Source organism: Pseudoalteromonas sp. C12FD-1 (assembly GCF_037414265.1).
Lineage (GTDB): Bacteria > Pseudomonadota > Gammaproteobacteria > Enterobacterales > Alteromonadaceae > Pseudoalteromonas.
Genome location: NZ_JBBEVD010000071.1, coordinates 113,983 through 129,927 on the forward strand (window position 1 = coordinate 113,983; position 15,945 = coordinate 129,927).

General features: G+C 38.5%; 12 protein-coding genes. 5 read left to right on the plus strand and 7 right to left on the minus strand.

All coding sequences use genetic code 11. The features are described from left to right. Positions 1 to 173: 173 nt before the first annotated feature. From WDB87_RS12880 to WDB87_RS12905, 6 genes are all read right to left on the minus strand, one after another. On the minus strand, positions 174 to 1,181 hold the full coding sequence (locus WDB87_RS12880; protein WP_055013662.1) for an isocitrate dehydrogenase: 1,008 nt from the start codon (positions 1,179 to 1,181) through the stop codon (positions 174 to 176). A gap of 189 nt (positions 1,182 to 1,370) precedes the next feature. Further along, positions 1,371 to 3,059, minus strand: coding sequence for a hypothetical protein (locus WDB87_RS12885; RefSeq protein ID WP_337850061.1), 1,689 nt, complete (start codon positions 3,057 to 3,059; stop codon positions 1,371 to 1,373). Between the two features lie 6 nt (positions 3,060 to 3,065). Next, positions 3,066 to 3,452 carry a DUF3192 domain-containing protein gene (locus tag WDB87_RS12890; protein WP_055013660.1) on the minus strand — a complete coding sequence of 129 codons (387 nt, stop codon included), beginning with the start codon at positions 3,450 to 3,452 and terminating at the stop codon, positions 3,066 to 3,068. A 69-nt stretch (positions 3,453 to 3,521) separates the two neighbouring features. Beyond that, complete coding sequence (gene xni, locus WDB87_RS12895) at positions 3,522 to 4,295, minus strand: flap endonuclease Xni (protein ID WP_337850062.1); 774 nt, start codon at positions 4,293 to 4,295, stop codon at positions 3,522 to 3,524. A 10-nt stretch (positions 4,296 to 4,305) separates the two neighbouring features. Next, the gene (gene ppnN, locus WDB87_RS12900; protein ID WP_286248086.1) at positions 4,306 to 5,649 is read right to left on the minus strand and encodes a nucleotide 5'-monophosphate nucleosidase PpnN; all 1,344 of its coding nucleotides are present in this window, start codon (positions 5,647 to 5,649) and stop codon (positions 4,306 to 4,308) included. A gap of 79 nt (positions 5,650 to 5,728) precedes the next feature. After that, complete coding sequence (locus WDB87_RS12905; RefSeq protein ID WP_337850063.1) at positions 5,729 to 7,264, minus strand: GGDEF domain-containing protein; 1,536 nt, start codon at positions 7,262 to 7,264, stop codon at positions 5,729 to 5,731. Positions 7,265 to 7,468: 204 nt separating this feature from the next. On the opposite strand from WDB87_RS12905, the gene WDB87_RS12910 reads away from it, so the two are divergent. The 5 genes from WDB87_RS12910 to WDB87_RS12930 all read left to right on the plus strand — a co-directional run bounded on the left by WDB87_RS12910 (position 7,469) and on the right by WDB87_RS12930 (position 15,114). Beyond that, positions 7,469 to 9,259, plus strand: a complete 1,791-nt coding sequence (locus WDB87_RS12910) for a M61 family metallopeptidase (RefSeq protein ID WP_337850064.1) — start codon at positions 7,469 to 7,471, stop codon at positions 9,257 to 9,259. A 144-nt stretch (positions 9,260 to 9,403) separates the two neighbouring features. After that, positions 9,404 to 11,473: a sensor domain-containing protein gene (locus WDB87_RS12915; RefSeq protein ID WP_337850065.1), complete on the plus strand. Its 2,070-nt coding sequence runs from the start codon at positions 9,404 to 9,406 to the stop codon at positions 11,471 to 11,473. A gap of 103 nt (positions 11,474 to 11,576) precedes the next feature. Then, the gene (locus tag WDB87_RS12920; RefSeq protein WP_337850066.1) at positions 11,577 to 12,848 is read left to right on the plus strand and encodes an O-acetylhomoserine aminocarboxypropyltransferase/cysteine synthase family protein; all 1,272 of its coding nucleotides are present in this window, start codon (positions 11,577 to 11,579) and stop codon (positions 12,846 to 12,848) included. Between the two features lie 257 nt (positions 12,849 to 13,105). Further along, on the plus strand, positions 13,106 to 13,486 hold the full coding sequence (locus WDB87_RS12925) for a BlaI/MecI/CopY family transcriptional regulator (RefSeq protein ID WP_337850067.1): 381 nt from the start codon (positions 13,106 to 13,108) through the stop codon (positions 13,484 to 13,486). 11 nt (positions 13,487 to 13,497) lie between these two features. Beyond that, positions 13,498 to 15,114, plus strand: coding sequence for a M56 family metallopeptidase (locus WDB87_RS12930; RefSeq protein ID WP_337850068.1), 1,617 nt, complete (start codon positions 13,498 to 13,500; stop codon positions 15,112 to 15,114). Here WDB87_RS12930 and WDB87_RS12935 read toward each other — a convergent pair. Beyond that, positions 15,109 to 15,915 carry a glycosyltransferase family 25 protein gene (locus tag WDB87_RS12935; RefSeq protein WP_337850069.1) on the minus strand — a complete coding sequence of 269 codons (807 nt, stop codon included), beginning with the start codon at positions 15,913 to 15,915 and terminating at the stop codon, positions 15,109 to 15,111. The genes WDB87_RS12930 and WDB87_RS12935 overlap by 6 nt on opposite strands. Positions 15,916 to 15,945 lie beyond the last annotated feature (30 nt).

Genomic DNA, 15,945 nt, shown 5'->3' on the forward strand with positions numbered 1-15,945 from the left:
AATGTCTAATAACTTAACACCAGTGGTATAAAAGGTGATGCTTGCGCAATTAAAAAATCATTTATAATTAAAAATTTAGTTATGCCAAGTGATGTAATTAGCAAAGGTAAAAATACAAAAAAGCCAGCAAGATGCTGGCTTTTTAGGCTTAAAACAAGATTAACCTTGTTAAATTATAAACGGTCGATTACTGATTGAGTGAAATCAGTTGTACCGTGGCTGCCGCCTAAGTCACGTGTTGTGCGATCGCCAGATTTAATTACATCAGCTACTGCGCTGCGAATACGCTCAGCCGTGTCGCCCATATTTAGGTGCTCAAGCATTTGGATAGACGCTAAAATTACAGAAGTCGGGTTTGCTAGGTTTTTGCCAGCAATGTCTGGTGCACTACCGTGTACTGCTTCAAAAATAGCTGCATCTTCACCAATGTTTGCACCTGGTGCCATTCCTAAACCGCCAACTAAGCCAGCACAAAGGTCAGATAAAATGTCGCCAAATAAGTTAGTTGTTACTACAACGTCAAACTCTTCTGGTGTCATTACTAGCTTCATACATGTTGCGTCAACAATCATTTCAGTAGATTCAATTTGTGGGTAACGCTCAGCAACTTCACGTGCAACTTTTAAAAATAAGCCAGAAGTTGATTTTAAGATATTTGCTTTATGTACTGCGGTTACTTTTTTACGGCCTTCACGTACTGCTAACTCGTAAGCAAACGTGATGATTTTCTCAGCGCCTTCGCGAGTAATTACAGATTTAGCTTCTGCTTCGTTACCGTCTTCGCTTACTACTTGGCCTAAACCAGAGTACATACCTTGGGTATTTTCACGAATAGTAATGATATCGATATCATCGTAACGTGCTTTAGTACCAACAAATGATTTAACAGGGCGTACGTTTGCGTATAAACCAAACTGCTTACGTAATGTTACGTTAATAGACGTAAAACCTTCACCTACTGGAGTCGTTAATGGACCTTTAAGCGTGATTTTGTTTTTAGCGATGGTATCAATTGTTTCTTGAGGAAGTAGCTCGCCAGTTTTTTCTAGTGCAGCAAGGCCTGCATCAACAAATTCATAATCAAAATCGCAACCTGCGGCTTTTAATATTTCAAGTGCTGAGTCGATAATGCTCGGACCGATGCCGTCGCCTTTGATCACTGTGATGGTTTGTTTGGCCATTGACTTTTCCTTTAAAAGAATAAAAAACGCACATAAATTATTACTGATAATAGTAACTGCTTGTTAGGTCATTTATGTGACGTATGTGGATAAATTTTGAGGGCGCATTTATACCAACTTATCGCCCATTTTGCCAGTTTATACTATAAATACAGGGTATAACCTGTGTTTATAGTCAGCATAAGTGACTTAAATGCTGCTATATAGCGATAAGCCTTGCAGTTGCGCAAAAAAATCATCCTCAGATTTAAAGCCTTGTGCTTTTAGCTGCGCATTTAAAGTATGTTGTTGCCAAGGCGTTAAAGGTAAAGCGGGTTTAAAAATAGTTTGCGCCACGACCTTTAAACTAATCCATAATGTGTGCTGCTCGTTAAGCTCTTTTTTGGGTTGTTGTTCAGCATCGAGCAGTGGTTTGGTCCATGGATTATCACTTAGTAATTGAGTTAATTCTGTATTTAAATGCTCATTATCAAGCGTTTCAACCCCAAAAAAGGCGGCTAATGGGGCACTGTAGGTTTGGTTAGGCGCGCTATTAATACTTACTTTTGCACAGATCTGTGCACTGCAATGGGTTAATAAGTAATGCGCATAGCCATAGATGGGCAAGGCTATATGTTCAAATTGCTGAGTTGGGTTATTACTTACCATTAAAGCTAAAATACGAATAAAGCTATTAAGTTTATTGAGTACTATATGTTTGTGCGGATGATGTGATGTATCCACTAATTGCTCAAATATTACTCGCTGAATAATTGCCGGTGCATTGTCGTAGCCAACCATTGATAAGCTATGGCGTAAATCTTTGGCGGCTTGATGCTGATTGTTATAAGGCCTGACTGCTTGGCAAAGCTTATGTGTTATTTCGCTAAACGGAGCCAGTAACTTATTTAAACCTTTAAAACTATATTCATGCGCTACTTTTATATGGCTCACTAATGCGATTAATTCGGCCTTTGAACTTATCTGCTCCGAGGCTTTACGGACTAGGTGCTCATTGTTCCAGGCTAAAAATAATACCCGTTTATCAGTACATAGCCATTGCAGTGGTTGATCTTTAAGTGAGGTTTTAACCTTGTACCACGCCAGTTTTTTCTCATTATTGGCATTAATAAGTATATGCTTGTTAGCTTCATCACTTGCGAGATAAACCATTGCTTGGTCGCTATAAACAATTTTACTGCCTGGCAGGTGCGGACCTATGTGCGCTATTAAATCCTTAATTAACCTTTGCGCAAATGGGTTAGCTGTTTTGACATACAATTCACCCAAAGCTTTGTAAAAATTCAATGGGTTCTTTTTTGATGTATAGGTAATGTTCATCGCTATAATATTACTTAATGCACACAAGGTTATGGCATTGTCGTATAGCATTATGTCGCTAGTGCTTAGTAAGGCTTGCTTATACTTATTTAATTTAGCCAACATACGCACGCTATTTTGAGTAGGGTGCTGTGCACTGAGCAACACTTTTGCTGCTAGCTGGTGGCGAAAACGCCATATTTTTTTATCACTGAGTGTTAGCATTTGCTGCTGCGCAATTTTATTATGCTGCGCTACAACGCAGCAATGCTCTACTAATGCAACTCCAATATAAAGCTCGGTTAGTTCGTCATCATACTGCTGGCTAGCACACAGTGCGGTGCTAATAACACATTGGTTAATAACCAGGTTTGTAGCAAAGTCGTAGTGGCTTGTGTACAAGCTTAAACGCGCTTGTAAAGCGTGCGGGTGTTGCTGATACAAAACGCGATAGTGCTGGGCTGTTTGTACAACAAGCGGATAAAGATGTTGCCACTGCGTTTTGTCATTATAAATTGTCAGTATTTGCTGTGTATTATGCAGTAACCGCACTAACTGTTTTGAAATAGGCTCATCCATTGGCTATCACCTGATCTTTTCCTGATAAGTTGTATAGGCGCTGGGGCCCCATAAAAATAACTCACCATTTTTAAATAATAACCCGGTGCATTCATCCATCGTGGTTATGCCATCTGAAGTTTGGTGCTGAGTACGGTAAAAAACAATCTGCCATACTTGGTCTTTATTACGTTTGGCATAGGTTAAATCGGGGCTTCCTAAATAATCGAGTACACTGTTTAATGTAACTGCCTCATCAATTGACAGCTTTTTGATGTAACGTTCGTTAAAGGCCTCACGGTCTTGCCATATCATTGCTTGTGGGTCATCTTTATAAAAGGTGATCACTAAAGTCGCAATGAGTGCATACAAGCCTAACCCTAATATTAAGTATCTTATAAACTTTTTAATCATGTTTAACTCACGCTCGCAACAATAAAGTGAGTATATGTGGTGCGCTTAAACAGTGCTATCAACATGCGACTAATGCAACCTCAGCTGCTTTAAACTAAAACCTAGCTGTATATCTGTACGTAAAGTGACTAATTGTTTAGAAATAACATACATGTCTTTTTGCTCAACTAGCTTTTTTTGAATACTGCTTGATAGGGCATTATCTTCTATGGCGCTATCAATGCTTTGGTAGGTATTTACAATAAGCTGAGCCGATTTAGTCCCTATTCCTTTAACGCCGGGCACATCATTAGTTTTATCGCCCGCTAAGGCCCAAAAATCAATAAGTTTACTTTGCTCAATACCAAAACGCTGCTCAATGCTGTCGCTATCTAGATAGCATTTTTTAAAATAATCGTACACACAAATATAGTCGTTCAAAAAAGGTAAAAACCCCTTATCGGTAGAAACAATGGTATTGTTTATCTTATTTTTCGCAGCTTTGTCGGCTAGGGTGGCTATAATATCGTCGGCTTCATCGTTGAGCGGTTCAAATACAACAATACCGGTTTGCTCTATTGCTTCTTTAAAATTATGCAGTGCGTTTTTAAGCGTGTTGGGCATAGGTGCCCTTGAGTGTTTATATTGCTTATAAAAGTGGTAGCGCCAGCTTTTGTCACCATCAAAAACAGCTATAGCGTGAGTGGCATTTGTTGACTGCAATAGTTTGTTGCAAGCATGTGCTACGCGCGCGCAACTGGCCTTTAGCATCTGCTCTTCACTATGGTGTGTTTGGTTAGCGTCAACTGCGTAAATGCGCCTAATTAAATTAAGCGCATCAATTAAAAGTAAATGGGGTTTCAAATAGTCAAACTCATGCTTTTATTTCATAACAAGGGATATACTTACTACCGGGCAACTTCATCCGACCTTGGTCTACAAATGCTTGTAATAGTTTATCCATATCTTTCATTAAATCAGGCTCACCACTTAACACATAGGGTCCATGCGCTTTTATAGCGCGTAGGCCTTCATCTTTAACATTGCCTGCAACAATACCCGAAAATGCTCTACGTAGGTTAGCCGCTAATTGCTGCTTAGGCTGCTCTAGGTGCAAATCTAAACTTGCCATGTTTTCGTGCGTAGGTGCAAAAGGTTGCTGAAAGTCGTTATCGATTTTAAGCGTCCAGTTAAAGTAGTAGGCATCTCCTTGGCTTTTACGGTAATTACGTACATTTGCCATAGCTGATTTTAATTTTTGCCCTACTAAGGCAGGATCATCAATGATTACTTCAAATTTATCAAGGGCTTCTTTGCCTAATGTCAGCTCTACAAACTTACATAACTCGCTAAAGTACGCTGCGCTTTCTTTAGGGCCGGTTAAAATAACAGGCAAACACTGTTTTTCATTATCTGGGTGCAGCAAAATACCTAATAAATAAAGTAATTCTTCTGCGGTACCGGCACCACCTGGAAATATAATAATTGCATGCGCCGTCCTAATAAATGCTTCAAGGCGCTTTTCAATGTCGGGCAAAATTACCAGCTCATTTACAATAGGGTTTGGCGGCTCTGCAGCAATGATACTAGGCTCGGTTAAACCCAAATAACGGTTTTCGCTAATACGTTGTTTAGCATGGCCAATAGTGGCACCTTTCATCGGGCCTTTCATTGCCCCTGGGCCGCAGCCAGTACATATATTTAAACCACGTAAACCAAGCTCGTAACCAACTTGTTTTGTATATTTGTATTCTATTTCGTTAATTGAGTGTCCACCCCAGCACACAATCATGTTTGGTTCGCTGTTAACGCGCAATGCACCTGCGTTTCTAAGCATATCAAACACCATGTGGGTAATGGCTTTTTGTTCTTTAAGATCTTTTTCGTATTTTTGGCAAATAAATAAAATATCACGAATAACAGAGAAGATATGCTCGTGAATACCGGTAATTATTTCGCCATCAACAAAGGCGGTTTCGGGAGGGTTTTCTAACTCAATTTTAATGCCGCGCTCGCGACTGACTAACCGAATATCAAAGTCTTGGTATTTGTCGTAAATTTCATTACTTGCGTCTGTGTGGCTGCCTACGTTAAGGACGGCTAAGGCACAGTTTCTAAAAAGTCGATAACGTTCACTGGCTGAAGATTGCTCTAATAAATCAACTTCCAATTGTGACAGTAAATCTAAAACCCCAGTCGGGTTTAACTGTATTAACATCGGCATTCTCCTTGCTGCTTAAAATGTAAAAACTACATGTCATCTACTTTAGCACTCAAACTAATTGAGAATTATGACATTATTTACTCATACAAAGGCGATCCCGACCTGTTTTCTTTGCTTCATAGAGGGCGTCATCTGCTCTGTCGAATGCTTTGAGCGGTGTATCGCCTTTTTTAAATTGTGTAGCGCCCAACGAAATGGTGATTTCTATTTCTTTTTCTCTAAATTTAAAAGGAATATTTTTAATCACTTTTCTCAGCTTTTCAAGCGGTTGCGCAGCATGCGACAACGAAAGCCCAGGCATAAGTAAAACAAATTCTTCTCCACCGTAGCGGGCTATAAAGTCAGACTGCCGCACAGATTTTTGTAGTGCTTTTGCAATAACTTGTAAAGTTATATCGCCTGCAGTATGACCAAATCTATCATTAATTGACTTAAAGTGATCAACATCAATAACCACTAGGGTAACATCCGAGGCTTGTACATTAAATAAGTGTAGCTCGTGATTGTAACGCTCATCAAAGGCGGCTCTGTTAGGCAATTTTGTAAGGCTGTCGAGTAAACTTTTAAAGCGTTGCTCATTTAGGCGTTTTTTATATTTGGTTAGTTTGCCTTCTAAGCTGCCAATGCGATCATTGATTTCATCAAAGCTTGTAATTAACGTTTCACGATCTTTTCTTTCTAGCTGCTCTTTAGCTATAAAATCTTTACTTAAAGATTTGAGCTCATTATCAACTAACTCTTTTAAAGATGAAATAGACGTAGCAGATTGAGTTTGTTCATTTAAAAGCTTAATTTTTCCTTTAATTCGCTTGTTTAATGAGTCAAATTCATTACCCATTGATTTTGAATGTTGGCTAGTAGATACAATTGATGAGTGCAACTCTTCTAATGTTTGGTTAAGCGATACTAAAAAACTTTGTGCCGATTGGCGCTCTTTACTGATATTTTTGACCACCACGCTTATTATATTTAATGCAGCTTGCAGCAGGGCTTCTAAATTATCGTTTTCGGTAATTGCATTTTTTATTTGTTTAATTTGTTCAGTCGATTCATCCTCTAACACTAGCTCATTAGCAAGCTCTAACAACTTTTTAGCCATATGAGGAGAGGCATTGGAGCTTGCTTTAACGGTACTTGAAAGCTTGCTATGCAAAGCATGATGATAAAAGTTAATAAGCTGATTTAATATCGGAATGTAGTCGTGTGTAGACTGTACATTATTAATTTCGTGATCAAGTAAATGTCTTAAGGTGCGGCGGGTATCGTCTGGTAAGCCTTTGGTTTTTTGTAAAAGCTTACCGGCTGTTTGTACGCTCGAAAACAGTTCTCGCTGATGGGCTGTTTGTAATGCCTCTTGGTTTTGTAGTAACAATAAAATATCGTCAATTAAAGGTGATAATATTTCAAACCCGACCCCTTTATTTAGCGAACTTCTAAATTTGGCGAGTTTATTATCAAGCTCAATATCAAGCCCTTTAGAGCTTAAAGACAATTTTGCAGTTAGATTTGATAAAGTATCAACTTGGAGCTTACGCGCATTTTCAATGGCTATCCTGGCTTCAATTGCTTGCTTTAACTTTTTATCTACAGCGTTAGAGTTTTCAGACACCTAAGCATACCGCCATCGTGTTAATTACATTACCTTCAGTTTACAACAAAATCATATTAAGTGTAGTTATCTAATTAAAAAACTAAGCATTTTTACTCAGAGTCTGCACGTAAACTGGGCTATTAGGTTGTTTATCGTTTTTAATTCACTTTTAATTTATGCCTTGTTAGGCTTATTTCAACTAATAAGTAACCTAGAGCCATTATGAAAAAGCGTTTTGTCTTGTCAATGTTAGCTGCCTTTTGCGCAGCCCCTGCATTAGCCGATGTAAATTATTCTTTAAGTATTACTGAGCCACAACATCATTTAGGTAATGTGAGTGTGGAGTTTCCAAAGTCTGCACAATCGCATATCGATGTTAAATTGCCTGCATGGCGCACTGGGCGCTACGAAATATTAAATTTAGCCAATGGGGTACGTTACTTTGCGGCCACAGACGATAATGGCAAAGCATTAAAATGGGAAAAAATTAACCACAGTACATGGCGAGTGCACTTAGCAGAGCCAACACAAGTGAATATTGATTACCAAGTATATGCAAACGAGTTAGGTAAACGTGCACGCCACATAGACGATAGCCATGCCTTTATTGATGCATCTGGCTTTTTTATGTTTAGTGAGTCATTTCGCCAAGAACCGGTTACCGTAGATTTAAAGGTGCCTAAAGCGTGGCGCTCTGTATCTGGCATGGAAAATGCGAGCAATAAACACAGTTTTAAAGCCGCAGATTACGATGTATTGGTAGACTCACCAATAGAAACAGGAATTAATAAACTTCATAAATTTGAAGTAGATGGCCGCCAATACGAGTTAGTTATATGGGGCGAAGGCAACTACGATGAGCAGCTAATGCTGACTGATTTAAAAAAATTAGTGACCACAGGTAATGTTATTTGGGATAGTTACCCGTATGAGCGTTATGTATTTATGGTGCATGCAACGTCGGGTGCCGGCGGGGCAACGGAGCATTTAAATTCAACCATTATTCAGCGCCCACGCGATCGTTTTGGTAGCCGCGAAGACTACTTAGGCTTTATAAGTACTGCCGCGCATGAGTTTATTCATACGTGGAATGTAAAAGCGTATCGTCCTCAAGGTTTAGTCCCTTACGACTACACAAATATGAACTACTCAAAATTACTGTGGATTGCCGAAGGTTCTACAAGTTATTTTGAAGATCATTTATTAGTGCGCTCAGGCATAGAAACCACCGATGAGTTTTTTAAAGTGATGAGCAAAACAATTAATCGCCACTTACAAACACCAGGTCGAGAAGTACAAAGTGCCAGTGAAACAAGCTTTGATAAATGGATCAATCAAGGCGGCGACCACGCGCGTAATTACAGCACCAATATATATTTAGAAGGCTCGTTGCTTTCTATGTTGCTAGATATTCATTTATTAGAAACAACCCAAGCAAAAGTTAACTACCGCCAAGTACACAATGCGTTATATAACAAACATGCGCTACCACAAGGTTTTACTGAGCAAGATGTACTTACAATATTAAAAGAGCTAACAGGCGAAGACTACACAACATGGTGGCACAATAACGTAAGCACCCCAGCAAATATAGATTTTGATGCTTTATTAGCTAAAGTAGGCTTAAAGCTTACCCGCCCCGAGAGCGCTAAGCCATTAGCAAGTATTGATGCCAGTGCAAAAAATAGCGGTGAGTTATTAACACTCACCCACGTTCGCAGAGGTGGAGCAGCATGGCAGGCGGGTCTAACAACAGACGATAAAATTGTGGCAGTTAACAAGCAGCATGTTGGAAAAGATTTAAAATCGAGCTTAGAAGCATTTAAAGCGGGTGAAAAAGTCACTATCGATTTTATTCGTCGGGATGAGCTTCAATCAACTAGCCTCGTTTTATCGCAAGATTATGATAAACCTAAAAAGGTGGTTGCTGATAAACATGCAACTTTATCTCAACGCGCCTTATTTAAAGCATGGATGGGGGTAGAGCACCCTATTAATGTTCAAGCTGATTAACCCTATTAGCGTTTAATTAAAGGGGCTTTGGCTCCTTTTTTTATATCTTATGCAAAGGTATATCACTTAAAAACCAATCTAAAAGTGCTAATTTTAAGAGTACGTCCTATTATTGTGTTAATAACGACTCTAGGTTGCGTATAAATGAAGTCATTAAAAACCATTCAAACGCTTTCACACCAATTTGTGCTTAACGATCCGCTTCATCAATTATTTGATGCGATACATAGTATTTCAGTGCAAGGATATGATGAGCAACGCCGCGTTATTTATTGGAATAAAGGCAGTGAGCTGCTTTATGGGTATACAAAAGAGCACGCAACAGGAAAAAAACTAGAAGACTTAATTATTCCACCCCCAATGCGAGATGCGGTTATAAATGCTCATAGTGAGTGGCTCATAAACGATACCGAAATTCCAGCGGCTGAGCTTACATTACAGCATCAAAATGGCAGCAATGTTACTGTGTTTTCAAGCCATGTGATGTTTACAAATCAGCATGGGGTAAAACAAATGTACTGCATTGACATAGACCTGAGTGATGTAAAACAAGCACAAGCGCAAGCTATGGATAAACAACAAATGCTAGAAAAGGTATTTGAAGCCATTCCCGATCTGTACTTTTTACTCAAACCGGATGGCACCATAGTTGATTACCATGCTAATGATTTAAGCAATTTACATTTACAGCCTGAGCAATTTTTAAATAAATCAATGTTTAGTGTATTGCCCTATGCTGTAGCAAAAACCTTTAAAGATAATATTCAAGCGCTGTTAATTCACAAAGCTAATGTATGCTTTGAATACGAACTGTTAGTACCCAAAGGTGTGTTGTATTTCGAAGCGCGAGTGAGTTATTTGCATCATTCAGACCAAATAATGGTAATAATTCGCGATATAACAGAGCAGCATGAGACAAATAAACTAATACGTAAACAAGCCTATTACGACAGCTTAACGCTACTTCCTAATCGTTTTAATTCGTTAAAACGTCTCACTCAGTTGATTAACACTGCGACCGAAAAAAATACCTTAGCCGCTGTTATTTTTATCGACCTAGATGACTTTAAAAAAGTAAACGACACACTAGGGCATGAAATTGGCGATTCATTACTTATCAGTGCCGCTAATAAATTGAGCCAAATAGTTTGTAAAAATGCGACTGTAGGCAGGTTAGGGGGAGATGAGTTCATTATTTTACAGCCAGAGCTACACAGTAAAAAACAGCTAGATGAAATTGTTACACGCTTACTTAAAAGCTTTAGAACCCCCTTTGAAATAGATGGCCGCGAACTGTTACTAACGCTTAGTATTGGCGTTGCATTATATCCAGATAATGGCCTAACAGCCTCCGATTTATTACGCCATGCAGACACAGCCATGTATCAAGCAAAAGCACTTGGTCGAAATACCTACGCTTGTTTTACCAACGAGATGAATACAGCTATAAATAGGCGTTTAGCAATTGAAGAGCAGATGCATGTTGCTCTTGAAAAAAACGAATTTGAATTGTATTTCCAACCTAAATGCGATGCTAAAACACTCAAAATAATTGGGGCCGAGGCGCTATTACGCTGGGACAATAATGTGCTTGGCAAGGTTATGCCCGATGAATTTATTCCGTTAGCAGAGCAAACAGGTTTAATTATTCCTATTGGCAAGTTTGTTATTGAGCAAGCATTAGTATTTTTAAAACGGTGGCAGGCAAGCTCTCAACAAAACTACAGCATGGCAATTAATTTATCACCGAGCCAATTTAGAGATTCCGAGTTATTAAATTTTATAGCAAGCACATTAGAAAAAACTGGAATAAGTGCTAAACATGTTGAGCTTGAAATAACCGAAGGCGTATTGATGAGTATACAAACAAATATTACAGAATCACTGCATGCACTGAATAAACTCGGTATTAAGCTGTCTATGGATGACTTTGGTACAGGGTACTCTTCGCTTAGTTATTTAAGGCAGTACCCGTTTGAGGTATTGAAAATAGATCGCAGCTTTATTTGTGGTATTACCGAAAACCAAGAGGACTACAGCTTAGTTAAAGCAACAATTGCAATGTCGCATAGCTTAGGCTTAAGTGTGGTAGCAGAAGGCGTAGAAACATCGGCACAACAAAAATTATTAGCCGAGCTAAATTGCGATTTGATACAAGGCTACTACTTTAGTAAACCATTGCCCGCCACGCAGTTACTATGTTTTAAAGATTGAGGTATTTAAATTTAATCAGTTCAACACCCTTTAATATATTTCATGTGCATTTTATAACCTAAAAATGCTAGGTTTAAGAAACACAATATTAAAGGATATAAGCATGAAATTAGAGTCATTAGCACTGCATCATGGTTACGAATCTGAGGCCACGACAAAATCTGCAGCGGTGCCTATTTACCATACCTCATCGTACACGTTTGATAACACGCAGCATGGCGCTGATTTATTCGATTTAAAAGTACCCGGAAATATTTACACCCGCATAATGAACCCAACCAATGCTGTGCTTGAGCAACGTATTGCTGCAATGGAAGGGGGTATTGGCGCACTCGCGGTAGCCTCTGGCATGGCAGCTATTACCTATGCTATTCAATGCTTGTGTGAAGTTGGCACTAATATTGTGAGCACTAGCCAAGTGTATGGCGGTACATATAACTTATTTGCTCATACGTTACCGCGCCAAGGTATTGAGGCACGTATGATTAAAGCTGATGATTTTAGCGCCTTTGAAGACGCGATTGATGATAATACTCGCGCAGTATTTTGTGAGTCCATTGGTAACCCAGCAGGTAATATTGTCGATATTGAGTGTTTAGCTAACATTGCTCATAGTAAAGGGGTGCCACTTATTGTTGATAATACCGTTGCGACCCCGTATTTATGCCGCCCATTTGAGCTAGGTGCCGATATAGTGGTTCATTCACTGACAAAGTATATAAACGGGCACGGTACTGCCATTGGCGGCATGATTGTCGACTCAGGAAAATTTGATTGGAAAGCCAATGCCACGCGTTTTGCAATGATGAACGAGCCCGATCCGTCGTATCACAATGTGGTTTATACCGAAGCTTTTGCTGATGCTGCATTTATTGGTCGTTGTAGAGTAGTGCCACTTAGAAATACCGGTGCAGCACTTGCGCCTAAAAACGCATCTGACATTTTAATTGGCCTAGAAACCTTAGGCTTACGAATGGATCGCCACTGCGAAAATGCACAGCAGTTAGCGGAGTATTTAGAAAATCATCCAAAAGTGCTTTGGGTTAATTACGCAGGTTTAAAATCAAGCCCGTATAATGCAATGAGCCAAAAAATTACCAGTGGCAAAGCATCGGGTATTTTAAGTTTTGGTATTGCGGGTGGCTTAGAGGCAGGTACGCGGTTTATTGATGCACTAAATATGATTTTACGCTTAGTTAATATTGGCGATGCCAAGTCGCTAGCGTGCCATCCTGCGTCAACTACACACCGCCAATTAAACGATGAAGAGCTAGCTAATGCAGGCGTAAGCCGTGATTTAATTCGCTTATCGGTAGGGATTGAAAATATTGCCGATATTATCGCCGATGTAAGCCAAGCGCTCGATAAAGCATAGTTACCTCACTACCTTTCGTAAAAAGCTTAAAACATAAAAAGCGTTAGTTTAAAATATACTCTCGTTTTTTATGTTTTTCTAAAATCAATTAGTAAGCACACCTCCCTGTTTAATATTAATTTTTTATAAAACCTTTCTAATACTTTTATATTTTCACCGACTGTTTTTTATCCATATGACAATTTTGTATTGACACTAAGATTGCTTACTACTACATTTGTAACAGTGCAACTACAATTGTAGTAATAGGAGCAACAATGAAACTTAGTGATTTTGAAATGGATATTATGCAGTTTCTCTGGCAGGAAGAACCCTGTACAGCTAGTCAACTACATAAAGTACTTTTATCAGATAAGCAAAAAGATAAAAAAGTAGCTTATACAACGGTTAAAACCATTGTTGATAGGCTAGAGCAAAAAGGCGCTATAGAGCGCTGTGGGCTTGAAGGGCGAGCTATTGTTTATAGAACAATCGTGACTCAAGACACGTTATCGGAGCAAGCTATGCCTAGTTTTATGCAACGATTTTTTAAAGGCAATTCCCGTAGTTTAATTGCTCACTTTATTAAAGAAGAAAAGCTAAACGATGAAGATATTGAATACTTACAAACGCTTTTAAAAAATAAGAAGTTAGATTAAAGGAGAGGGTAATGACGGATTATTTATTTACCAGTACACTTATTAGCTTATGTATTTTACTTACAGTAAAAAGGTTAAAAAACGCCCCTGCACGATTAAACTTTTACCTTTTGATGATTGCCTTGGCGTGTTGGTTTGTCCCTTGGCAGTACTTATCTCAGTTAGCATTTTTTGAAGAAGCAGAACGCTACACATTTAATGTGGCACAAATTGTTCCCGATATAAAAGTGTTAATTCCAGATACCTTACAAACAACGACTCCGCACATGCGACTAAGTAAGCAGAGTATATGGGACTTTGTTCCATCACTTAGTAATATTTTTATTATTCTGCTTGTTAGTGGCTGTGGATTGTTTTTATTACGCATGGGCTTATACGTAAAGCTTATAAAAACTTTATACATTAACTCAAAGCCAAGTCCTGAACTTAAACACATCAACAATCAGTATCCAATTAGGCTTACAACCCATACAGAGCCTGCTTTTGCTACCGGATTAATAAAGCCTGTTATTTGGTTAGAGTTGTCGATGATGAATCGTGAAGAATTAGATTCAGTTATTCAACATGAGGTAACTCACTTACAACAAGGTGATATTTATTGGACGTGGCTAATTTGTTTTACAGAAAGCGTTTTTTGGTGGAACCCTATCTGCTTAAAGTTAACTGGTTTAGCGCGAGAACAACTTGAACTTAGCTGTGATGAGTTATGTATGGAAAAGCTAAAAGATAAATACCAATTAGATTTAGCCAGTTTATTACTAAAAAAGCAAAACGTTACAAGCAAAAACAACTTTTTTACCCCCCCACTTTTGAATATTGCTCATTCTAAGAGCTTTAATATTCAGAGGATCAAAATGTTAAACAAGGAAAAAACAATGAAAAGTAAATATTTGGTTATGGTTGCGGCGGCGATGTCTTTTAGTGCTTTAGCTGCAACGCAAATTGTAGATGGTAATACGGGTAGTAAACAGCAAAGTAGTAAAACTTCTCAGGCACCTGTAAAAAGTGAAGCTTATAATCAACAACTTGCACAACTTCTTAAAAATGCAGCAGGAGCAAAAAGTGATAACCCTGAACTGTTAAATCAAGCTGCGCAGGGCATTCAACAATGGCATTTAAATAGAGATAAACTTACTGGTTTTGAAGAAGCTGAAATCAAACTACAAAGCTTTAGGCTGCTAAATCACGTTTACTCTAAACTTGAGCAATATGAAGATATACTGAGTGCTTACGAAAAATGGTATGAGCCTGGTAGTAACCCGCCTTACTTTTTAAAAAATTCACTAGCAACCGCGTATATACAACTAGGGCGTTATGAGCTTGCAGTTGTAGAGCTAGAAGATTTATCAAAACAGCTTGAAGGGAAACTACATGTTGGCTCTGCAGATAACTTAGCACTGGCATACATTTACCTTGCTGATTACGATAAGGCATTAAAAACTCTTGAGAAGGTTGATGCAAAAGATGATGTATACGGAAATATCCTTAAATACTATGTTTATGATAAACAAAACAACCGAAAAAAGATGAATGAAATCAAAAGTAAAATCCCAGAAGTATTTGCAGTTACCCCGGCGTTACTACCGCAAACTGGCATACCAGGTTCTCAACTTTTAAGGATGTTATAAGCGTTGAGTAATTAAACTTGGAGCCTCTAAGGCTCCTTTCTTATTGTGTTCAATAATTTTTGTATGCCTTATAAATCTGTTTGTATAAACTTTATTTAAAATACAGCTTTTAATTTGCTGTATTTTGCGCCGCAAAAATGCCTTTTTAACGCTTGTTTTAGTTGTGCAGCTGGCAATATCACTTTTGATGTTAGCGTCTTGCTTAATTGGGTATGGCATAAGTGAAAAACCATTAACCTGTGTTTCCCATATATGTTGCAAGTCGCAATCTACAGGGCGACCAAATTGGGCTGTGGCTTTAAGTAGTTGTTTTGCACCTTCATAACTTATTGCTGTAGCGCAGCAGCCGGTCATTAGTTTTTTATGTATGACTAACTGCTGGTGGTTATTTAGATTTTGCTGATAGGCGATAGGGCGAGTGCGGTTTTCATAGGCGGCAAGTTTAATAAGTTGCCAGGGCTGCTGTAGCTGCTCAATATTTTTTATCGCGTCATGAATGCTTTCATCAATATAAAAATCATCTTCAAGCACAATCGCGTAATCTAGATTGTCATCAACTATTTTTTGCCATGCTTTACGATGGCTTAAATAGCAACCAATTTGACCATTGCTAAGTGGGTAATGGTATTTTTGTTTGTTTAGTTGCGGGCTGTAATGGAGGTATTTTTGTTCAACAGTTAAGTTATTGCCATCAATAGCGTCTATACGCTTAAACGTTAAGTTAACTGCAGATAGCCGCTCTGTGGTTTGTATTAAACGCGTGGTTGAGCGTGCCAAATTAATTACAAATATTGCTGCCATACCTAATGCCTCTTACATTTTTTTCTTATA

Bases quoted from the DNA above. Each gene is read 5' to 3' on its own strand.
- WDB87_RS12880 (WP_055013662.1), bottom strand. From the start codon at position 1,181: ATGGCCAAACAAACCATCACAGTGATCAAAGGCGACGGCATCGGTCCG.
- WDB87_RS12885 (WP_337850061.1), bottom strand. From the start codon at position 3,059: ATGGATGAGCCTATTTCAAAACAGTTAGTGCGGTTACTGCATAATACA.
- WDB87_RS12890 (WP_055013660.1), bottom strand. From the start codon at position 3,452: ATGATTAAAAAGTTTATAAGATACTTAATATTAGGGTTAGGCTTGTAT.
- ppnN (WP_286248086.1), bottom strand. From the start codon at position 5,649: ATGTTAATACAGTTAAACCCGACTGGGGTTTTAGATTTACTGTCACAA.
- WDB87_RS12910 (WP_337850064.1), top strand. From the start codon at position 7,469: ATGAAAAAGCGTTTTGTCTTGTCAATGTTAGCTGCCTTTTGCGCAGCC.
- WDB87_RS12915 (WP_337850065.1), top strand. From the start codon at position 9,404: ATGAAGTCATTAAAAACCATTCAAACGCTTTCACACCAATTTGTGCTT.
- WDB87_RS12920 (WP_337850066.1), top strand. From the start codon at position 11,577: ATGAAATTAGAGTCATTAGCACTGCATCATGGTTACGAATCTGAGGCC.
- WDB87_RS12925 (WP_337850067.1), top strand. From the start codon at position 13,106: ATGAAACTTAGTGATTTTGAAATGGATATTATGCAGTTTCTCTGGCAG.
- WDB87_RS12930 (WP_337850068.1), top strand. From the start codon at position 13,498: ATGACGGATTATTTATTTACCAGTACACTTATTAGCTTATGTATTTTA.
- WDB87_RS12935 (WP_337850069.1), bottom strand. From the start codon at position 15,915: ATGGCAGCAATATTTGTAATTAATTTGGCACGCTCAACCACGCGTTTA.